This is a genomic window from Rothia sp. HMSC066G02 (genome assembly GCF_001813145.1).
Classification (GTDB): domain Bacteria; phylum Actinomycetota; class Actinomycetes; order Actinomycetales; family Micrococcaceae; genus Rothia.
This window is the reverse complement of record NZ_KV811583.1, coordinates 159,301-180,499: the sequence shown is the minus strand read 5'-3', so window position 1 is coordinate 180,499 and position 21,199 is coordinate 159,301. Positions and strand designations below refer to the sequence as shown.

Below are 21,199 nucleotides of genomic sequence, written 5' to 3'. Positions count from 1 at the left end.
CGAGCGCATGCGGGGTTCCCCACCCTAGAAGGAGGCGGTGCTTATGCCTCGTCGACGGAGCTAGGCTCGTCGTGGGTCAGGCTCACGCCCATATCTTCTGCTGCCCGGAAGCCTTCTTCCTCCGAGTCGCTCATCTCAATAATCTTGCCGTCGGTGGAGAGCACCTCGACGTTCAGGCACAGAGACTGCATTTCCTTGATAAGAACCTTGAAGGATTCGGGGATACCCGGCTCAGGGATGTTCTCGCCCTTCACGATAGCCTCGTAAACCTTCACACGGCCCGCCACGTCATCGGACTTGACGGTCAGGATTTCCTGCAGGGTGTATGCGGCGCCGTATGCCTCCAGCGCCCACACTTCCATCTCACCGAAGCGCTGACCACCGAACTGCGCCTTACCACCCAGGGGCTGCTGGGTAATCATCGAGTACGGACCGGTGGAACGAGCGTGAATCTTGTCATCCACCAGGTGGTGCAGCTTCAGGATGTACTGGTAACCAACCGAAATCGGGTCCGGGAACGGCTCACCGGAACGGCCGTCAATCAGACGTGCCTTACCGGAACGGTTGATCAGACGGTCGCCATCGCGGTTCGGGTTCGAGTGATCCATGAGGTCGAACAGTTCGTCCTCGTGGGCACCGTCGAACACCGGGGTTGCCAGGCGGGTCGGGCCGGATTCCTTCGGGAAGTTCGGCATGTGCTTGAGCCATTCGGGCTCGCCCTCAATCTTCCAACCCTGCTTAGCCAGCCAACCGGTGTGGACTTCCAGAACCTGACCAATGTTCATACGACCGGGCACACCCAGCGGGTTCAGGATAACGTCCACGGGGGTACCGTCTTCCAGGAAGGGCATATCCTCGATCGGCAGGATCTTGGAAATAACACCCTTGTTACCGTGGCGGCCTGCGAGCTTGTCGCCGTCGGTAATCTTACGCTTCTGAGCCACGTACACGCGGACCAGCTGGTTCACGCCCGGGGGCAGATCGTCCTCATCGTTGCTCTCGCGGTCGAAGATGCGGATACCGATGACGGTACCGGACTCACCGTGAGGAACCTTCAGGGAGGTGTCGCGAACCTCGCGAGACTTCTCACCGAAGATTGCGCGCAGCAGGCGCTCCTCGGGGGTCAGCTCGGTCTCGCCCTTGGGGGTGACCTTACCAACCAGGATGTCGCCAGCCTCAACCTCAGCACCGATGTGGATGATGCCGCGCTCGTCCAGAGCCGAGAGAACATCCTCGGACACGTTCGGAATGTCGCGGGTAATCTCCTCGGGGCCCAGCTTGGTGTCGCGGGCGTCAATCTCGTGCTCCTCAATGTGAATCGAGGTCAGCACGTCCTCAGAAACCATGCGCTGGGAGAGGATGATCGCATCCTCGTAGTTCAGGCCTTCCCACGGCATGTATGCCACGAGCAGGTTCTTACCCAGTGCCAGCTCGCCGCCGTCGGTGGAGGGGCCATCAGCAATAACGTCGCGGTATTCGACGCGCTGGCCTTCCTTCACCACAACGCGCTGGTTGTAGCAGTTACCCGGGTTCGAGCGGGAGAACTTCATGATCGGGTAGGTGGAGACAGAGCCGTCGTCGTTACGGACGATAACGGTCTTAGCGTCCACGGAGGAAACCACACCGGGCTTCTTCGCGAGCACGGAGTCACCGGAGTCCAGTGCTGCGTACTTCTCCATACCGGTACCAACCACGGGAGCCTCAGACTCCAGCAGGGGCACAGCCTGACGCTGCATGTTAGCACCCATCAGTGCTCGGTTAGCGTCGTCGTGCTCCAGGTAAGGAATCAGAGCGGTAGCAACAGACACCATCTGGCGCGGGGAGACGTCCATGTACTGAACGGCGCCGGGAGCAACCAGAACAGCTTCGCCAGAACCATCGCCCGCACGGCAGAGAACCTCGTTTTCAGCGAAGGTGCGGTCAGCGTTCAGCGGTGCGTTTGCCTGTGCGATAACAACAGACTTCTCGTCGTCAGCGGTCAGGTAGCGGACCTCATCGGTCACGCGGCCGTCAGTCACCACGCGGTAGGGGGTCTCAATGAAACCGAAGGAGTTGATGCGACCGTAGGTCGCCAGCGAACCAATCAGACCAATGTTCGGGCCTTCAGGGGTTTCAATGGGGCACATACGACCGTAGTGCGAGGGGTGGACGTCTCGAACTTCCATGCCTGCACGGTCACGGGACAGACCGCCCGGACCCAGTGCGGACAGACGACGCTTGTGGGTCAGACCTGCCAGCGGGTTGTTCTGGTCCATGAACTGCGACAGCTGAGAAGTACCGAAGAACTCCTTGATAGCTGCCACGACGGGGCGGATGTTCACCAAGGACTGCGGGGTGATAGCGTCCACATCCTGGGTGGTCATGCGCTCGCGAACCACACGCTCCATACGGGACAGACCGGTACGGATCTGGTTCTCAATCAGCTCGCCCACGGTGCGGATACGACGGTTGCCGAAGTGGTCAATATCGTCGATATCAATCTTGAGGGAGATTTCCTCGCCGTCACGAACACCGGGGATGGTGGTCTCGCCTGCGTGTAGAGCGCAGAGGTAACGAATCATCTGGGCGATGTCGTCCTGGCTCAGAACGGAAGCCTCGGGGGAATCCATGGGAACGTCCACGCCGAGCTTACGGTTCAGCTTGTAACGACCAACCTTCGCCAGGTCGTAGCGGCGCGGGGTGAAGTACATGTTGTCCAGCAGAGCCTGGGCAGCTTCAACCGTCGGGGGTTCGCCCGGACGCAGCTTGCGGTAGATATCCAGCAGAGCCTCGTCGCGGTCCTTAACGGAGTCCTTCTCCAGGGTTGCGCGGATGGAGTCGTACTGACCGAACTCAGCCAGAATCTTGGACTCGGTCCAGCCCAGAGCCTTCAGCAGAACAGTCACAGACTGCTTACGCTTACGGTCCAGACGCACGCCCACCTGGTCGCGCTTATCAATCTCAAGCTCAAACCATGCACCGCGGGAAGGAATCACGCGGGCAGAGTAAATGTCCTTATCGGAGGTACGGTCGGGAGCCTTCTCGAAGTAAGCACCGGGGGAACGCACCAGCTGAGAAACGACCACACGCTCAGTACCGTTAATAACGAAGGTACCGGCCTCGGTCATCAGGGGGAAGTCACCCATGAACAGGGTCTGCTGCTTGACCTCGCCAGTAGCGAGGTTCATGAATTCAGCCTTAATGTACAGCGGAGCCGAGTAGGTTGCGTCGCGGTCCTTGCACTCCTCAACAGAGTACTTGGGGTCAGCAAACTCAGGCTCAGAGAAGGAGAGCTGCATAGTCTCCTGGAAGTCACGGATCGGGGAGATTTCTTCAAAAATCTCAGCCAGACCGGACTGGGCGGGGACAGAATTGTCACCTGCAGCCTGCGCCTTTTCCAGACGCTCCGCCCAGCGCTCGTTACCCACGAGGCGGTCGAAGCTATCGGTCTGGATAGCAAGCAGGTTGGGAACCTTCAGCGGTTCGTTAATCTTCGCGAATGAAATTCGGCGGGAGACGTTCTCCGCGCCGTTAGCGGCGTCATGATTCGAGGTGCTCGAAGCGACCAAAATGGGGATCCTTCCACAGACATGTCTGTTAGCAATCAGCCTCCCGGCGACATTACCGGCGACACGACAACCTCAGCCCCCGAATAAAACGGTGCTCGAAGCTATAGAGTCGGACGGAAAAACGTCACCTTCAGCCCGTGCCCACCGCTATATGAAGGCACAAAGGTTAGGGAAAGCGTAAATACTAACAATACAGGAAGAAAGCCTTTCTGTCTACCACACCCACATCAGGAGTGCAAACCTGCCACGGCATGCACCTAGCATTCCACCACATTCACAGCCAAACCGCCCATAGACGTCTCCTTATAGCGGTGAGACATATCCAAACCGGTCTGACGCATCGTCTCAATCACCTGATCCAACGACACACGGTGCGTACCATCACCACGCAACGCCATACGAGCAGCCGTCACAGCATTCGACGCCGCCATTGCATTACGCTCAATACACGGAATCTGCACCAAACCACCCACCGGGTCACAGGTCAGACCCAAGTTGTGCTCCATCGCAATCTCAGCAGCATTCTCAACCTGCTCAGGAGTACCACCCATCACCTGCGCCAAACCGGCAGCAGCCATCGATGAGGCACTACCCACCTCGCCCTGGCAACCAACCTCAGCACCAGAAATCGACGCGCGCTTCTTATACAGCACGCCTACAGCAGAAGACGCCAAGAAGAAATCAACAACCGCCTGATCACGAGCAGCCTGACCGCAATGGCGAATACCCTGCGTGTAGTTCATCGCATAATGCAACACCGCCGGAATAATACCCGCAGCACCATTCGTCGGAGCAGTCACCACGCGACCGCCAAAAGCGTTCTCCTCATTGACCGCCAAAGCAATCAGATTCACCCAGTCAATAGCGAACTCAGGAGACTTCGAAGGATCCTCCACCATCAAATCGCGATGCCACGCACCCGCGCGGCAACGCACCTTCAGCGGGCCCGGCAAATAACCCACACGTGCCAGGGAAGAGCCAATGCACTCCTTCATCACACGGTAGATATGCAAGATGCCATCACGGACCTCCTGCTCAGAACGCAGAGAACACTCATTCGCCATCTTCAACTGCGCAATCGACAACCCAGCCTCATTCGCCATCTCCAGCAGCTCAGTAGCCGAACCGAACGGATACGGAGGGTTCATCAGCGACGCACCACCGGTCGCCTCCTCATCACCCTCAACAATGAAACCGCCACCAATGGAATAGTAGGTACGCTCCAACAGCAGCTGCTCACCGGCAAACGCCGCGATCTTCATGCCGTTCGTATGGCGCGGAAGAACCGTCAGAGGGCGCAGAGTCATATCCAGCTCACGGTACTTCACCACCGGGCCGTACACCTTCTGCTCCTCACCGCCTGGCGCAGTCACACCGTACGCAGAGGACGGGTAACCAGCAAGCGGCAAAGTACCATCCACGCTATTGCGCTCAATCATCGCCTCAGAATCAGCGATATTGATAGTCTCCGGAACAAAACCACACAGGCCCTTCAACGCAGCACTCATCGTACCGTGACCAGCACCCGTAGCCGCCAACGAACCATACAAATCAACATGCACACCCGTCACACGGTCCAGCAGACCCTCATCAATCAGCTCCGCCACAAAACGGTTCGAAGCGCGCATCGGCCCCACCGTATGCGAACTCGAAGGGCCCACACCAACGCTGAACATCTCAAAAACACTGATGTCATACGGCAGAGCCTCTGCCTTCTTCTGGGCGCTGCTGGGCGCGCTCTGGTTAATAGCCACATTCTGTCCTTCAAATAAATAATGTCTGTGCACCGCACCAAAAGATACGCGCCCCTGAATGGAGGAACCACACATCAATCTGCGGTCTATAAGTGCGGACAATCACCCTTGACTGGCCGCTCTAATCCTAACGCACTTCAGAACCATCACAAACTAAGGTTCAGAACACCTCACGCCCTCCCTCGCTATTCAACGCCCACCTCACGGCGCAGAAAAGGCGCCGTGCCCACACGGGACACGACGCCTCTACCCTACAGATTATCTGCAGAAAAACTCTTACTTCTCACGCTTGTAGAACGGCAGAGCCACAACATCAAACGGAGCACGCTTACCGCGGATATCAACATCCACAGTAGAGCCAACCTCAGAGAACTCACGGTTCACCAGCGCCATAGCAATCGGGAAGCCCAAAGTCGGGGAAGGAATACCGGAGGTAACCTCACCAATCTCATTACCTTCAGCATCCACCAGCTTAGAACCGGCACGAGCAGGACGCTTCGCCTGAGCCTTCAGACCAACCAGGATACGCTTCGATTCACTCTTAGCCAACTCAGTCAGAGCCTCACGACCCACAAAGTTAGCAGCCTTCTTCTCCAGAGCAATCTCAACCAGGCGACCCAAACCGGACTCAAACGGAGTAATCTCAAGACCCAGCTCGTTACCGTACAGCGGCATACCAGCTTCAAGACGCAGGGAGTCACGAGAAGCCAGACCGGCAGGAATCATACCGAAAGGCTCACCGGCAGCAGCCAGCTTATCCCACAGCTCAACAGCGTTCTCATTCGGAACGAACAGCTCGAAGCCATCCTCACCGGTGTAACCGGTACGAGCCAGCAAAACATCAACGCCGGCAACAGTCAGCGGTACCGAAGCGTAGTACTTCAGCTCACGGACAGCCTCTTCATCAGACACGCCAGCAGCCAGCAGAATCTCCTCAGCACGAGGACCCTGAACAGCCACCAGAGAAGTCTGATCCGACTCATTCACAAACTCAACGTTAAAATCGCCCAGGCGCTCGCTCATCGCCGCGAAGTCAGTGTCAATGTTCGAAGCGTTCGGAACGACCATGAATTCCTCATCGCCCAGACGGTAAGTAATCAGGTCGTCAATCACGCCGCCCTTATCGTTGACCAGGATCGAGTACTTCGCCTTACCAACCTTCAGGATGGACATGTTCGACACCAGAGCGTAATCCAGGAACGCACCCGCATCCGGGCCGGTCACACGGAACTCACCCATGTGAGACAGGTCGAAAATACCGGCACGAGTACGGACAGCCTCGTGCTCAGCAACGTCGTTAGCATACTTCAGGGGCATATCCCAGCCACCAAAGTCGGTGAAAGAAGCGCCCAGCTTCTCGTGAACCGGGTACAGGGAGGTCTTCTTGGGGGACATTAGGTTCTCCTCACGCACAGCCTTGTGCTGTTATCGTTCAATCGTCGTAGATTTAGTTCACCCCCACAGACACGAGATACGCTGCGGAGGCGACCCCCACCCGCCCCCAGAAACCTGAGGACGGGTGAGGCAGGTAGACCGCTACAGCCTACCCAGGAGCGTTACAGGCTCCTTATGCTTCCAGGTCGAAAGCCTCCATCGGGGGGCATTCGCACACGAAGTTACGGTCACCGCCAGCGCCATCAATACGACCCACCGAGGTGAAGTACTTGTTAGCGCGCAGGCTCGGGACAGGGAAAGCTGCCTGAGTACGGCTGTAGGGGCGATCCCACTCATCAGCGCTCACCACATCAACGGTGTGCGGTGCGTTGCGCAGAACCGAATCATCCACAGCGACCTTGCCCTCAGCCACCTCGATAATCTCGTCGTAGATGGTCTCCATTGCCTCAATGAAGCGGTCCAGCTCTTCCTTCGACTCAGACTCAGTCGGCTCAACCATCAGGGTGCCCGGAACCGGGAACGCCAGAGTCGGAGCGTGGAAGCCGAAGTCCATCAGACGCTTGCAGACGTCCTCAGCAGTCACGTGAGACTGATCGGTCAGCTGACGCAGGTCCAGGATGCACTCGTGAGCGACCAGACCGCCGGGGCCGGTGTACAGCACCGGGTACTTGTCGTTGAGCTTCTTCGCAATGTAGTTAGCGTTCAGCACCGCGTACTGCGAAGAGTCCTTCAGACCCTGAGCACCAGTCATCGCAATGTACATCCAGCTAATCGGCAGAACACCGGCAGAACCGAAGAACGCCTGAGAAATCGGCAGTGCAGCATCGTTGGGGAGCTTACCTTCAGCATCAGCGCGGTATGCGTCGCCGGGCAGGAACTTCGCCAGGTGCTCACGAACAGCCAGCGGGCCAACACCGGGGCCGCCACCACCGTGAGGAATGGAGAAGGTCTTGTGCAGGTTCAGGTGCGAAACGTCGCCGCCGAACTTACCGGGCTGAGCGAAGCCCATCTGAGCGTTCAGGTTCGCGCCATCCAGGTACACCTGGCCGCCAGCCTCGTGAACCAGCTGGCAAACCTCAGCAACCTGCTCCTCAAACACACCGTGAGTGGAAGGGTAGGTAATCATGATGCCGGCAACCTTGGGGCCGTACTTCTCAATCTTTGCCTTCAGGTCGTCAACATCAATCGAACCGTCAGCCGCAGTTGCCACACCGGCAACCTTCAGACCAGCCAGAGCAGCAGATGCCGCGTTGGTGCCGTGAGCAGACAGCGGAATCAGGACGGTATCGCGCTCGTGGTCACCGTTAGCCTCATGGAAGGAACGGATAGCGCGCAGACCAGCGTACTCACCGGTCGCACCCGAGTTCGGCTGCAGCGAGATAGCATCGTAACCGGTAATAGCAACCAGCCACTCGCTCAAATCCTTAATCAGCTCGTGCCAGCCCTCTGCCTGGTCCTCCGGGACCAGCGGGTGGATGTTCGCGAACTCAGGCCAGGAGATGGGCTCCATCTCAGCGGCCGCGTTCAGCTTCATGGTGCACGAACCCAGCGGAATCATGGTGCGGTCAAGTGCCAGGTCCTTATCAGCGAGGTGACGCAGGTAGCGCATCATCTCGGTCTCGGAGCGGTACTTGTGGAAAATCGGGTGCTGCATGTACTCATCGGTACGCAGCAGCTCAGCGGGCAGATCGTACTGTGCATCTGCCTCACCCAGGGTGCCGCCCAGAGCCTCAACCAGGCCCTTGAGCAGCTCCTCACCATGAGACTCACCCACGGAAATACCAACACGGTTCTCGTCGAAGCGGCGGATGTTCACGCCAGCTTCCAGAGCCTTCGCAACCAGCTCGTCAGCACGGCCAGCAGCCTCCACCACAACGGTGTCGAAGAAAGTATCGTGGGCGATACCGTAGCCCGCAGCCTTCAGCGCGGTAGCAACACGAGCGGCGTTGGTGTGCAGGCGGTTCGCGATAGCGCGCAGGCCCTCAGGACCGTGGTACATCGCGTAAGCGCCAGCAACAATCGCCAGCAGAGCCTGAGCAGTACAAATATTGGAAGTAGCCTTCTCACGGCGGATGTGCTGCTCACGAGTCTGCAGAGCCAGACGGTAAGCAGGCTTACCGGCAGAGTCCTTAGAAACACCCACCAGACGGCCAGGCATGGTACGCTCCATACCCTTGTGAACAGCCATGTACGCAGCGTGGGGGCCACCGAAGAAGAAAGGCAGACCGAAACGCTGAGTATTACCCACAGCGATATCAGCGCCCAGCTCACCAGGGGACTTCAGCAGGGTCAGAGCCAGCAGGTCAGCAGCAACGGTAACCAGAGCGTTACGCTCCTTAGCAGCCTTAATCAACGGCTCAATATCGCGGATATCGCCTTCATTGCCGGGGTACGCCAGGATGACACCGTACAGGTCACCCTCGGGCAGACCCTCAGAGAAATCAGTAATCACGAAAGGAATGCCGAGCATCTCTGCACGTCCACGAGTCACCGAAATAACCTGAGGCAGGCAACGGGAGTCAATAGCGAAGAAGCCGTTCTTCACCTTGCGGTTTGCACGGTGCATCATGACAGCTGCTTCAGCCACTGCGGACGCCTCATCCAGCAGGGAGGAGTTTGCAATCTCCAGGCCGGTCAGCTCCATCACGGTGTTCTGGAAGTTCAGCAGAGCCTCCAGGCGGCCCTGAGAAATCTCAGCCTGGTACGGGGTGTAAGAAGTGTAGAAACCGGGGTTTTCCAGAATGTTACGGCGCAGAACCGCGGGAGTTACAGCGTCATAGTATCCGGCACCAATCATCTGGGCGAGAACCTTATTCTTCGCAGCGTAGCCGGCAATCTTTGCCTGAGCCTCATGCTCCGACAGCGGAGCAGGCAGCTGCAATTCGCCGTCAAGGCGAATCTGGGAGGGGACGACAGCGTCCATCAGCGCATCCAGGGAAGAGTATCCCAGGGTTTCGAGCATCTGCTCTGCGTCTGCGGAACGGGGGCCGAGATGACGATCAATAAAGGACATAGGATTCTCCTATTGGTCGGCGCAAACCGTAGAGGGGTCACGTCGCGCTATTGCGACGAGTCGAACACTTTAAAGTGTCCCACATCTCCACAAAGTTTCGCCAGCTTTACCAACATTCGACATGCCCAAACATCAAACTCTTCTGCCCCGCCAAAGCCCACCCCTGTTAGAGGACAAAACAGCAGAAAAGCACAAAGTCCGGCTCGTTCCCTCCGAAGAGAAAACGAGCCGGACTCAGTCAAAGCAAACTTCATATACACCCTGCAGAAGGATGTACTAGAAGACCCTACTTAGCGTGGTTAGGCTTGCCACCGTGCGGCACGAGGAATGCCGACAGGAAGGCGAGGAACGCGGTCACGGCCAGCAGCATCAGACCGATGAAGTAGTTGTTCTCAGCCTGGTTGTAGGTTGCACCCATCACCAGCGGCGGGAAGAAACCACCCAGAGCGCCAGCAGCAGCAACCACACCGGACACCGCACCAACGTTCTTCGGATCAGCCGCACGAGCCACCCAGCCGAAGACCGAGCCGTGGCCCAGACCCAGAAGAGCAGCCATCAGGATGAAAACAGCACCATACACGTGCTCAGCATCAGGCTGGAACGCGGTAATAACTGCCAGGATCACCACACCACCCAGGGAGATGAGGGTGATAATCTTCGGACCGAACTTATCAGCCAGCACACCACCGAAGGGACGAGCAATCACGGCAGCAGCCGCGAAGCCAGCCGCACGCATACCAGCGTCGTTAGCGTTGAAGTTGTAGATGTTGCTCAGGTAAGTGGGCAGGTAGTTCGAGAATGCCACGAACGCACCGAACACAACAGCGTAGAGGAAGCACAGCTGCCAAGTGGTCTTCACCTTGAATGCCTGAACAATCTTCGGCATCAGCGGAGTAACCTCACGGCCGATGGTTGCCGGAGAATCCTTCAAGAAGAAGAAAGAGATAGCAGCGGTTACAGCACAGATAACAGCAATCAGAACGTGAGTCTGGAAGTAACCAATACCCTGCACCAGGCGGGGGGTAGCGAATGCAGAAATTGCAGTACCCACCATGCCGGCACCGAACACACCGGTCGCAAAACCCTTCTTGGAAGCGTCATACCATGCGGAACTGAAGGGAATACCCACAGCGAACACGGTACCCGCAATACCCAGGAAGAACGCCACAACAAGCAGCATGGGCAGCGAGTTCATCTGACCAGCAACACCAACCAGGAAGACCAGGGGTGCGCTAATCGCCAGAACAGCGGTGAACATAATACGACCACCGTAGCGGTCAGTCAGACCACCAACGGGAATACGGCCGATAGCGCCGATGAAAATCGGCATAGCAACCAGAAGGCTGGTCATACCAGCGTCCAGGTGCATCTGCTTTGCGTACATCTTCGCCAGCGGGCCAACGATGGTCCATGCCCAGAAACCAATGGTCGAGATGAACGTTGCCAGCAGAACGTTACGGAGCTGACCATTCTTCAGGTCGTAGCTCGGTGCAACAGGGGTGCTCATATTTCCTCTTTTGCAATATGGATATGTGTATTAGCGGTCGGCGCGCTCACGCGGGAGAGTACCTACCGGATCCCAACCTCGACGTGCACCAACACGCTGGCCGCCACGAGAGCGGTACACGGTGTAGGGGCGGAAGAGGTAGTGCAGGGGCACAGTCAGTGCGTGCACCAGGCGGGTAAAGGGCCAAATGATGAACAGAACCATAGCCACCACGATGTGAATCTTGAAAGCCACGGGAATATTCACCATCAAAGCTACCTCAGGGTGGAAGTAGAACAGCGAACGGAACCACACAGAAATGGTCTCACGGTAGTTGAAGTGAACCTCGTGACCATTCACCGGAGGCAAACCGCCCGAGGGGTTCACTGCCGAAATCAGAGTAGCCGCAGTACCGGCGAGAATCACCAGAACCAAAACGACATACATGAAAACGTCATTACGAGTGGTAGCCGAACGCACACGAGAGTTCGAAACACGGCGACCAATCAGAACGAACATACCAACAATGGTTGCGACCGCAGCAACAGAACCGCCGACCAGCGCCACAATGTGGTAAGTGTCATCCGAAACGACCAGGTCGGTGAATGCCTTAGGCACCACCAGACCACCAACGTGGCCAAGGAAAACGGCCGCAAGACCGTAATGGAACAGGGGCGAAGCGATGCGCAACAGCTTCGATTCATAGACCTGGGACGAGCGGGTAGTCCATCCGAACTGGTCAGTACGGTAACGCCAAATGGTGCCACCAATCAGAATGACCAGTGCAACATAGGGCAGAACGCCCCACAGCAGGATGTCAACAATACCCGGATCGGCTACAGCCTGTGCAGCATGTCCTGCGTTCTCAGAAGCAAGTACGTACACGTGTTGTCTCCTCACAAGGGATAAAACTAGTTAGAACGAGCCGAAGCCTGCTGGAGCAGCTGATGATCAGCGTAGCCATTCAGGCCAACAGTCTCGACGGGAGGGCCGTAGCCAGCCATCTTCTGGACCTCCTCCTGAGTCTGCGGAGAGACGCCAGGAAGGGTATCGCAGATGCTCTGCAACAACCCGTAGTGGGGCAGATTTCCGTCCTTCATGGACAGACGAAGAAGCTCAAGGGACGGACGGTACGCCTGCAAAGCGGAACGGCCCTTACGGCGATCCACCAACGCACAGAACTCCAGCACCAGCGGCAGGTAGTCCGGAAGCTCACCATTCAAAACGGTCAACATACCGGAGTCGCGGTACATCTGCTTAAAACGCAGAAGAGTCTCACCACGGCGGCGGGTATCGCCATCGGTCCAGTAGGACAGATGCAGAGAATGACGACGCGAAAGGTCGTACTCCTGCACGTACTCGGACTGCACATCCTCCAGGTCCTTAGAAGTCAGCCACTGCTGAACCGCATCAACGGCAGCAATGAAAGCCTCATCCTGGGTGGAAGCGGTAATCTCCACCAGTTCAGGCAGAACCTTCAGAGTCTCCTCATCGGGGTAGCCCAGGAGCATACCGCTCACCTGGTAAATCACCGAGTCCTTATCCTCGCCGGGACCGTAATCGATATCAAACGGGTTCTCCGGCTGAGCCGGCTCCGAGACAGTAGCCTCGGAACCGGCCTTGCCCATGAGCTTGGAAAAGAATCCAGCCACTTATTACTTCTTTCCGGTGGTATTCGGGAAGAGGCCGTCAGGACGGGAAGAACCGTCCCAGCTGAACAAGCTGACCTTGTTGTTAGCCTCGTAGACACCGGTGGACACGGGGGTCGGGCGACCCTCCATGTCGTTGAACGCATCGCCGTACATGCCGGGTCCGCCATCCACGCTCAAGGAGCAGCCCATTTCCTCAAGGTTGTGGGCGTCTTCCATGTGAGCCTTCGGAATGACGTAACGCTCGTTGTACTTAGCGATAGCCATCAGGCGGTACATCTCGTACACCTGCTGACCAGTCATGCCAACTGCCTGAGCAATCTCCTCGTTGCCTTCGCCACCGAGGTTGATGTCACGCATGTACGAACGCATCGCAGCCAGGCGGCGCAGAACGTTAGTAACAACCTCAGTGTCACCAGCGGTGAACAGCTCAGCCAAGTACTCAACCGGAATACGGAGAGACTCAATAGCACCGAACAGGTTGTTGCTGTTCTCTGCATCGTGGCCCTGCTCCTTGAGCAGGTCAACAATCGGAGACAGCGGCGGCACGTACCAAACCATGGGCATGGTGCGGTACTCGGGGTGCAGGGGCAGAGCCACCTTCCACTCCTTCGCCAGCTTGTACACGGGCGACTTCTGAGCTGCAGTAATCCACGCATCGGGGATGTCGTTCTTACGAGCCTGCTCAATCACAGCCGGATCCGAAGGATCAAGCATCAGCGACAGCTGAGCCTCGTAGAGATCCTTCTCATCCTCGACCGAAGCAGCCTCAGTCACGCGGTCTGCATCGTAGAGGAAGATACCGATGTAGCGCATACGACCAACACAGGTCTCAGCACACACGGTCGGAATACCAGCCTCAATACGGGGGTAGCAGAAGGTACACTTCTCAGCCTTACCCGTCTTGTGGTTGAAGTACACCTTCTTGTAGGGGCAACCGGTGATGCACTGACGCCAACCGCGGCAACGGTCCTGGTCAACCAGAACGATACCGTCCTCAGCGCGCTTGTAGATAGCGCCGGAGGGGCAAGAAGCCATGCAGGAGGGGTTCAAGCAGTGCTCACAAATACGAGGCAGGTAGAACATGAAGGTCTGCTCGAACTCGAACTTAATCTTGTCCTCAGCCTTCTTGCGAACCTTCTCAACCAGCGGGTCCAGGTGACCGTACTCGGTCGCACCAGCCAGGTTGTCGTCCCAGTTCATACCCCACTCGACCTTGGTGTCCTCACCGGTGATGAGGGAGACCGGCTTAGCAGCCGGGAAGTCATCACCCAGAGGAGCACTGGTCAGGTTCTGGTAATCGTAGGTCCAGGGCTCGTAGTAGTCGTTCAGCTCGGGCTGAATCGGGGAAGCGAAGATCGTGAAGAGCTTCTGGAAGCGGTTACCGCTCTTGAGCTCCAAACGACCGCGCTTGTTCAGCACCCAGCCGCCCTTCCACTTCTCCTGATCCTCGTAACGGCGGGGGTAACCCTGACCGGGACGAGTCTCAACGTTGTTGAACCAGACGTACTCGGTACCGGCTCGGTTCGTCCATGCCTGCTTACAGGTCACGGAGCAGGTGTGGCAGCCGATGCACTTATCGAGCGCCATCACCATAGCAACTTGTGCCATAACGCGCATTAGAAAGTTACCTCCTGGGACTTACGGCGACGGATGTACGAGACGATGTCTCGCTGGTTACCGGTCGGTCCAAGATAGTTGAAGGCGAACGCCTGGTGAGCGTAGCCACCAATCATGTGGGTGGGCTTCAGAAGAATACGGGTCACCGAGTTGTGAATACCACCGCGCTTACCGGTGACTTCAGACTTCGGGCTAACCATACGCTCCTGAGCGTGGTAGACGTAGCAAACGCCCTCGGGCATACGGTGCGAAACAACCGCACGGCCGACGAAGACACCATTGGTGTTCACACACTCAATCCACTCGCCATCCTTGACGCCAATCTTCTCAGCGTCCTGCGGGCTCATCCATGCAGTCGGACCGCCACGGAACATGCTCAGCATGTAGTGGTTATCGAAGTACTGCGAGTGAATTGCCCACTTGTTGTGCGGGGTCAGGTAGCGAACAGCAACCGAAACACCATCGGTAGTACCGAGCTCAGGCTCGTTGTACAGGCCGGTCATATCCAGCGGCGGACGGTAAATCGGCAGAGCCTCGCCCATTTCGTGCATCCAGTCGTGGTCGAGGAAGAAGTGCATACGGCCGGTCAGGGTGTGGAACGGCTTCTTCTTCTCGATGTTGACGGTGAACGGAGCGTAACGGCGACCACCGGTCTCCGAACCGGACCACTCGGGGGAGGTCATCACGGGCTGCGGTGCGGCCTGGGTCATGGGGAAGGTGATACGACGTTCCTCGTTACCTTCTGCCAGGTCCATCAGGTGCAGACCGGTCTGCTTCTCAAGCTCCTTGAAGCCCTTGACAGCGACCTCACCGTTGGAGGTACCGGAAATCATGAGGATTGCTTCAGAAATCTTCACGTCGGTATCCAGTGCCGGACGACCTGCGCCCTTACCGGAGTCCATCACACCGAATTCCTTAGCCATCTTCGCGACTTCGTCCTTCAGGTCGTAAGTGATGAACTTGGTGGTTGCACCGAGCTTATCGAACAGCGGGCCAACGGTGGTGTACATGTCGTACAGTGCGCCGTAGTCGCGCTCGACGGTGACGAAGTTCGGCATGTTCTTGCCGGGTACGCCCACCATACCGGGGGTGTTCTTCCAGTCGGGTGCGTGGCCGCCGGGCTGAGCAATCTGGCCGGGGGTGTCGTGCAACAGCGGGACCGAAACGATGTCCTTACGGACGCCGAGGTGCTTCTTAGCCAGGCGGCTGAACTCAAACGCCAGTGCCTTGAAGGTCTCGTGGTCGGTCTTTGCCTCCCACGGCGGGTCAATTGCCGGGGAGAACGCGTGCAGGAACGGGTGCATATCGGTCGAGGAGATATCGTGCTTCTCGTACCAGGTAGCAGTCGGCAGAACGATGTCAGACAGCAGGGTCGTGGAGGTCATACGGAAGTCCGAGGTGACCAGCAGATCCAGCTTGCCCTGAGGCGCGTCGTCAACCCACTTCACTTCGTTCGGCAGCTTCTCCGAGTCGGAGCCCTGGACGTTGTCCATGCTACCGACCAGGTGCTTCAGGAAGTAGCTCTCACCCTTAGCGGAGGAACCGAACAGGTTCGAACGCCACAGGGTCAGGGTACGAGGCCAGTTGACGGGGTTGTCAACGTCCTCAACGGAGAACTCCAGATCACCGGAGTTCAGACGCTGTGCAATGTAGTCCGCGTTCGAGGAAGCCTCGCCGCGTGCCACAGCCTGCTCTGCCTTGTCTGCCAGGTCCAGCGAGTTCTCAGGGAACTGCGGGTAGAACGGCATCCAGCCCATACGGGTAGAACGTGCCACAACGTCAGCAGTGTGAACGTCGCGCAGCTCGCCCTTAGCCAGCGGGGACTGCAGGTAGTCGGTGGAGTACGCATCCTGACGGAACTGGTCAGTGTGCATATACCAGAAGCCGGTACCAATCATGTGACGCGGCGGGCGGCTCCAGTCCAGAGCGTTCGCGATGTTGGTCAGACCGGTCAGAGGACGTGCCTTCTCCTGGCCCACGTAGTGAGCCCAACCGCCACCGTTACGGCCCTGGCAACCGGTCAGGTTCAGCAGAGCGAGGATAGCGCGGTAGGTGGTGTCAGCGTGGTACCACTGGCAAATACCTGCACCGAAGATGACCATGGAGCGACCGCCGGAATCCAGGGCGCTCTTGGCGAACTCGCGGGCAACGCGAATAACAGCCTCGGCGGGGACAGAAGTAATCTGCTCCTGCCATGCCGGGGTATTCTGAACGTTCCAGTCCTCGTAGTCCTTAGCCCAGGTACCGGGCAGACCCTCACGGCCCACACCGTACTGTGCCAGCATGATATCGAAGACGGTAGTAACTTCGTGACCATCAACGTAGGTTACGGGCACGCCGCGGGTAATGACGTCGCCGTGACCCTTCGGGTTATCGAAGGTCGGCATCTTAATCTCAACCGCTGCGGACTGGCCCTGAGGCAGGTCGCGAATCGACAGAATCGGCTTACGACCCTGCAAATCCAGGTTCCACTTGCCCTGGTCTTCCTGAGCGTAACGGTGACCCATGGTGCCGTTGGGCACGAAGACCTCGCCGGTCTCGCGGTCCATCAGGACGGGCTTGAAGTCAGCGTTAGCCTGCTCAGCCTCGCCAGCGAGCTTTGCAGCGGTCAGGAACTTGGAGGGAACCTTAATGCCGTCTTCACGGGTTTCCAGGGTGACCAGGAAGGGAAGGTCGGTGTAGGTCAGGGAGAAGTCCTCGAAGAACTCGACACGCTGGTCGACGTAGTTCTCCTTAAGGATGACGTGGCCCATCGCCATTGCCAGTGCCGCGTCGGTACCTGCCTGGGCGGGCAGCCACTCGTCAGCGAACTTGGTGTTGTCGGCGTAGTCGGGGCTCACGGTGACAACCTTGGTACCGCGGTAGCGGACCTCGGAGACCCAGTGAGCATCCGGGGTACGGGTCAGCGGAACGTTTGCACCCCACATGATGAGGTATGCAGCGTCCCACCAGTCGCCGGACTCGGGAACGTCGGTCTGGTCGCCGAAGACCTGCGGGGAAGCCACGGGGAGGTCAGCGTACCAGTCGTAGAAGCTGGTCATGACGCCACCGGCCAGCTGGATGTAGCGAACACCCGCGCTGAAGGACGCCATGGACATTGCCGGAATCGGGGTGAAGCCGGTGTTACGGTCGGGGCCGTAGTACTTGATGGTGTGCACGTGAGCAGCAGCCATCAGCTCGAGAGCCTCAGCCCAGGTCGAGCGCACCAGACCACCCTTACCACGTGCGTTCACGTAGCGTGCACGCTTGGCGGGGTCGGACACGATGGAGTGGAAGGCGTCCACGGGATCGTTGTGGATTGCCTTCGCTTCGCGGTACATCTCCAGCAGGAGACCGCGAACGTAGGGGTACTTAACGCGAGTGGGAGAGTAGGTGTACCACGAGAATGCTGCACCGCGGGGGCAACCGCGGGGCTCGTACTCGGGGCGGTCGGGACCAACCGAGGGGTAATCGGTTTCCTGTGCTTCCCAGGTGATAATGCCGTCCTTGACGTACACCTTCCAGGAGCAGGAGCCGGTGCAGTTCACGCCGTGGGTAGAGCGAACTTCCTTATCGTGGCTCCAACGGTCGCGGTAGAAGGCGTCACCTTCGCGGCCGCCTTCACGGAAGACGGCGCGGCCGTCTTCAGTCTCATCCCAGCGGGAGAAGAACTTACCGAACTTGATCAGCTGATCGGTAAGGGGGCCATCCGGGCCCTTAATCTGTGATGCTTGTTCCATACTGCCCAATATATCGGAAATTTGGCATAGAAAATACGAGATAAAAACCTTGCCTAATTCATGCGAAATAAGGGTGTTTTAGACCGTAAGCCAGGCGGAAATTCCACCCTCAAGCATGTACACAGAACGCTCCTCCAGAGGCGCTATTTCACGAGCCGCTTCAACCGTTCGGGTGTATCCGGTGCAGTAAATAACGATTTTCTGGGCATTTGCGGGGATTTTACGCTCAATTAGGGCTTTGAGGGAGTCATTTCGAGCCGCTTCAAGCAATTCAGTGAGGGGTAGATTAATGGCACCGTCAATCGCAAAGGCATTGAACTCCACCTGCTCACGGACATCCAAAAGGGCAATATTTTCACCCGATGACATCTTTTTAAGGTCCTGAGCGCTCATCGAGCGGGGCTTCGAGTCAGCAGAAGAGCTTGTAAAATCCTGAGAAATATTACGAATTGTTACATGATTTTTGGGCTTATGACTCGTTTCTTGGGGCAAAACAGCGCTTTTCTTAGGTACAGCTTGCACGCTAGCTACAAGAGGTATATATTCCCACCTTCCGCTTAATGCCGAATATAGGCCAACCTCACCCATGAGCGGCTCCCCCCCCCCGGTCAGCAGCTTCACCGCCTCCATGGCCATCGCAGCACCCACCACGCCAGCCATAGCACCCACCACGCCAGCAGTACTACACGACGGCACGCTACCGGCAGCAGGAGCATGAGGGTACAAATCCTCATACACCGGACCGCGACCAGCCCAAAACACACTCAGCTGCGCATCAAAACCAAGAATCGCAGCCCACACATGCGCAATCCCAGCACGCGCAGCCGCCGCCGACACCACATAACGCGACTCGAAATTATCGCTACCATCCAGCACCAGGTCAGCGCCAGACAGAAGCTCATCAACATTCGCCTCCGTCAAACGCTCACGCACAGGCACAACCTCAATAAAAGGATTCAGCGAGCGCAAAGACTCTGCGGCAGACTCAGCCTTAGAATTACCCACTCTGGCGTGCGTATGAATCACCTGGCGGTGCAGATTCGAAGCATCCACGAAGTCATCATCAACCACCACAATCTGACCGACCCCGGCACCCGCCAGGTACAGCAGCGCCGGAGCACCCAAACCGCCAGCGCCCAGCACCACCACGCGTGCGCCCTTGAGCGCCAGCTGAGCCTCGTAGCCCATTTCGGGCAGAATCAGCTGACGAGAATAGAACGCACGCTCAGCGGCAGAGAGCGCGCCCGTGCCGGTTGAAGGCTGAGAAGACATAGGGATTCCTCGCGTCTAGTGGTAGAGGTGACTTGAGCATTCAAGGAGAATAAGCCTGCCCGAGAGAAATCCCCCTGACAGGCTTATATAGAGATATCAGAATATTCAGAAGGCTAAGCGGGCGAAGTATCCACACCAACCCACTCGATGCTTCCATCGAGCAGTTCCTGTTCCTTCCAAATCGGCACGCGAGCCTTCACCCGGTCAGCCACCAGCTCACAGGCATCAAACGCGCGGCCACGGTGAGCAGCCGCCGCCATCACGGTCAGAGCCGACTCACCAATAGCAATCGGCCCCACACGATGCACAGCCCACAGACGCACACCGTCCAGCTCGGCAGCAACCTCGGCGGCAACCTCCGCAATATACTCACGAGCCTGCGGATGCGCGCTATAGGACAGCCCGCGAACCGCACTACCGTGATCATGGTTACGTACAATGCCGTCAAAAATTACCAGGGCACCCATGGCGTCGGTCATGACCTCAGCCTTAGCCGCAGCGTACAGCGGCTCCAGGGGCGCCTCCGTAATATCGGTGAACACCACGGTCGAGCCGCTCGGCTCAACACCGTGCGCACCCGAATGGTCCAGGGATTCTTCGTTCTGCGGCTTAGTGGTCATGGTAGTCCTCCATCTGACGGCAAATGTGCTCAACAAGCGGGTCGAGGGTTGCCACGCCGTCCTTCACGCCACCGCGCGAACCGGGCAGGGTCATCACGAAGGTGCGGTCAATGACGCCCGCCACGCCGCGTGAAAGCACCGCCGCGGGAATGTTCTTCAGACCGTTCATCCAGAAGGCATGCATAACGCCGGGAACTTCCTTGTCCAGGTGGGGGCGAACCGCCTCCACGGTCTGGTCGTCAGAGTTCAGACCGGTACCACCGCTGGTCAGGATGAAGGTCGGCAGGTTACCGTTCTTCTTACCTTCGGTCACCAGGGTGTTGAAGTACTCGACAATATCGCGGTCTTCAATGACCACGGCATCCGGGGTGTCGAAGCCGCGCGAGCGCAGCCACTCCACGGCGATGGGGCCGGACTTATCCTCGTACACGCCGCGGGCTGCGCGGGTGGAGGCGACAATAACCAGACCGGTGAGGTTCTCGGGCATGGTGTAGTCTTCGCTACTCATTGGCTTTCCTTTTCTGTATCTATCAGATGACGGTGGGGGCGGTGCACCGCCGTAGCTTAGGATTCCTCGCGGACGGACCAGTCGCCGGACTTGCCGCCGCTCTTCTCCAGAACACGGATATCGGTAATTACGGCGTACTTATCGACTGCCTTGATCATGTCGAAAACGGTCAGTGCCGCCGAGGAGACGGCGGTGAGCGCCTCCATCTCTACGCCGGTGACGCCGCGGGTCTTCACGGAGGCCTCAATACGCACGAAGTCGGTGCCGCGCTCAAAGTCCACCGTGATCTTGCCCAGGGGCAGCGGGTGGCAGAGGGGAATGATTTCCGGGGTGCGCTTAGCGCCCATGATGCCGGCAACACGTGCAACGGGAAGAGCGTCGCCCTTGGGCAGGTCAGCGTCAAAAATCATGGCAATCACGTCTTCGCGGGTGCGCACGGTTGCTTCAGCCAGGGCGGTGCGGGTGGTAACTGACTTCTCCGTAACGTCCACCATGTGTGCCGAGCCGTCGGCGCGCACGTGAGTCAGTTCCTGGTTGGGCTGAGAGGTAGAGGTCATCGTTTCTCCTGGCTTCTGCGCGGTATTCTTCTGCCGCGAATCGTTACTTAGTGTGAGT

At 57.9% G+C, this 21,199-nt stretch carries 13 protein-coding genes; all 13 read right to left on the bottom strand.

Features of this window, described 5'->3' with window-relative positions:
• Positions 1-41: 41 nt before the first annotated feature.
• The 13 genes from rpoB to moaC all read right to left on the bottom strand — a co-directional run bounded on the left by rpoB (position 42) and on the right by moaC (position 21,141).
• On the bottom strand, positions 42-3,548 hold the full coding sequence (gene rpoB, locus HMPREF2894_RS01790; protein WP_070506927.1) for a DNA-directed RNA polymerase subunit beta: 3,507 nt from the start codon (positions 3,546-3,548) through the stop codon (positions 42-44).
• A 257-nt stretch (positions 3,549-3,805) separates the two neighbouring features.
• Entirely contained in the window at positions 3,806-5,302 is a 1,497-nt protein-coding gene (locus HMPREF2894_RS01785) for an L-serine ammonia-lyase (protein WP_070593731.1), read from the bottom strand.
• A 276-nt stretch (positions 5,303-5,578) separates the two neighbouring features.
• The gene (gene gcvT, locus HMPREF2894_RS01780; RefSeq protein WP_070593732.1) at positions 5,579-6,697 is read right to left on the bottom strand and encodes a glycine cleavage system aminomethyltransferase GcvT; all 1,119 of its coding nucleotides are present in this window, start codon (positions 6,695-6,697) and stop codon (positions 5,579-5,581) included.
• Positions 6,698-6,869: 172 nt separating this feature from the next.
• The gene (gcvP, locus tag HMPREF2894_RS01775) at positions 6,870-9,710 is read right to left on the bottom strand and encodes an aminomethyl-transferring glycine dehydrogenase (protein WP_049356342.1); all 2,841 of its coding nucleotides are present in this window, start codon (positions 9,708-9,710) and stop codon (positions 6,870-6,872) included.
• Between the two features lie 286 nt (positions 9,711-9,996).
• Positions 9,997-11,217 (bottom strand): MFS transporter, encoded by a 1,221-nt coding sequence (locus HMPREF2894_RS01770; RefSeq protein ID WP_049347292.1) that lies wholly within the window; start codon positions 11,215-11,217, stop codon positions 9,997-9,999.
• Positions 11,218-11,247: 30 nt separating this feature from the next.
• Positions 11,248-12,081, bottom strand: coding sequence for a respiratory nitrate reductase subunit gamma (gene narI / locus HMPREF2894_RS01765; RefSeq protein WP_049347293.1), 834 nt, complete (start codon positions 12,079-12,081; stop codon positions 11,248-11,250).
• Positions 12,082-12,107: 26 nt separating this feature from the next.
• Positions 12,108-12,848, bottom strand: coding sequence for a nitrate reductase molybdenum cofactor assembly chaperone (gene narJ, locus HMPREF2894_RS01760; protein WP_005504922.1), 741 nt, complete (start codon positions 12,846-12,848; stop codon positions 12,108-12,110).
• A 3-nt stretch (positions 12,849-12,851) separates the two neighbouring features.
• Positions 12,852-14,465, bottom strand: coding sequence for a nitrate reductase subunit beta (narH, locus tag HMPREF2894_RS01755; protein ID WP_005504921.1), 1,614 nt, complete (start codon positions 14,463-14,465; stop codon positions 12,852-12,854).
• Positions 14,465-18,184, bottom strand: a complete 3,720-nt coding sequence (locus HMPREF2894_RS01750) for a nitrate reductase subunit alpha (protein ID WP_049349235.1) — start codon at positions 18,182-18,184, stop codon at positions 14,465-14,467. The genes narH and HMPREF2894_RS01750 overlap by 1 nt, the downstream gene beginning before the upstream one ends.
• A 78-nt stretch (positions 18,185-18,262) precedes the next feature.
• Positions 18,263-19,456, bottom strand: a complete 1,194-nt coding sequence (locus HMPREF2894_RS01745) for a ThiF family adenylyltransferase (protein ID WP_070677589.1) — start codon at positions 19,454-19,456, stop codon at positions 18,263-18,265.
• A 113-nt stretch (positions 19,457-19,569) separates the two neighbouring features.
• Positions 19,570-20,076, bottom strand: a complete 507-nt coding sequence (locus HMPREF2894_RS01740) for a molybdenum cofactor biosynthesis protein MoaE (protein WP_049341113.1) — start codon at positions 20,074-20,076, stop codon at positions 19,570-19,572.
• Positions 20,066-20,584, bottom strand: a complete 519-nt coding sequence (locus HMPREF2894_RS01735; RefSeq protein WP_049341111.1) for a MogA/MoaB family molybdenum cofactor biosynthesis protein — start codon at positions 20,582-20,584, stop codon at positions 20,066-20,068. Before HMPREF2894_RS01735 ends, HMPREF2894_RS01740 begins: the two co-directional genes overlap by 11 nt.
• 56 nt (positions 20,585-20,640) lie before the next feature.
• Positions 20,641-21,141 (bottom strand): cyclic pyranopterin monophosphate synthase MoaC, encoded by a 501-nt coding sequence (moaC, locus tag HMPREF2894_RS01730; protein ID WP_049341109.1) that lies wholly within the window; start codon positions 21,139-21,141, stop codon positions 20,641-20,643.
• Positions 21,142-21,199 lie beyond the last annotated feature (58 nt).

Bases quoted from the DNA above. Each gene is read 5' to 3' on its own strand.
- gcvT (WP_070593732.1), bottom strand. From the start codon at position 6,697: ATGTCCCCCAAGAAGACCTCCCTGTACCCGGTTCACGAGAAGCTGGGC.
- gcvP (WP_049356342.1), bottom strand. From the start codon at position 9,710: ATGTCCTTTATTGATCGTCATCTCGGCCCCCGTTCCGCAGACGCAGAG.
- HMPREF2894_RS01770 (WP_049347292.1), bottom strand. From the start codon at position 11,217: ATGAGCACCCCTGTTGCACCGAGCTACGACCTGAAGAATGGTCAGCTC.
- narH (WP_005504921.1), bottom strand. From the start codon at position 14,465: ATGCGCGTTATGGCACAAGTTGCTATGGTGATGGCGCTCGATAAGTGC.
- HMPREF2894_RS01750 (WP_049349235.1), bottom strand. From the start codon at position 18,184: ATGGAACAAGCATCACAGATTAAGGGCCCGGATGGCCCCCTTACCGAT.
- HMPREF2894_RS01745 (WP_070677589.1), bottom strand. From the start codon at position 19,456: ATGTCTTCTCAGCCTTCAACCGGCACGGGCGCGCTCTCTGCCGCTGAG.
- HMPREF2894_RS01740 (WP_049341113.1), bottom strand. From the start codon at position 20,076: ATGACCACTAAGCCGCAGAACGAAGAATCCCTGGACCATTCGGGTGCG.
- HMPREF2894_RS01735 (WP_049341111.1), bottom strand. From the start codon at position 20,584: ATGAGTAGCGAAGACTACACCATGCCCGAGAACCTCACCGGTCTGGTT.
- moaC (WP_049341109.1), bottom strand. From the start codon at position 21,141: ATGACCTCTACCTCTCAGCCCAACCAGGAACTGACTCACGTGCGCGCC.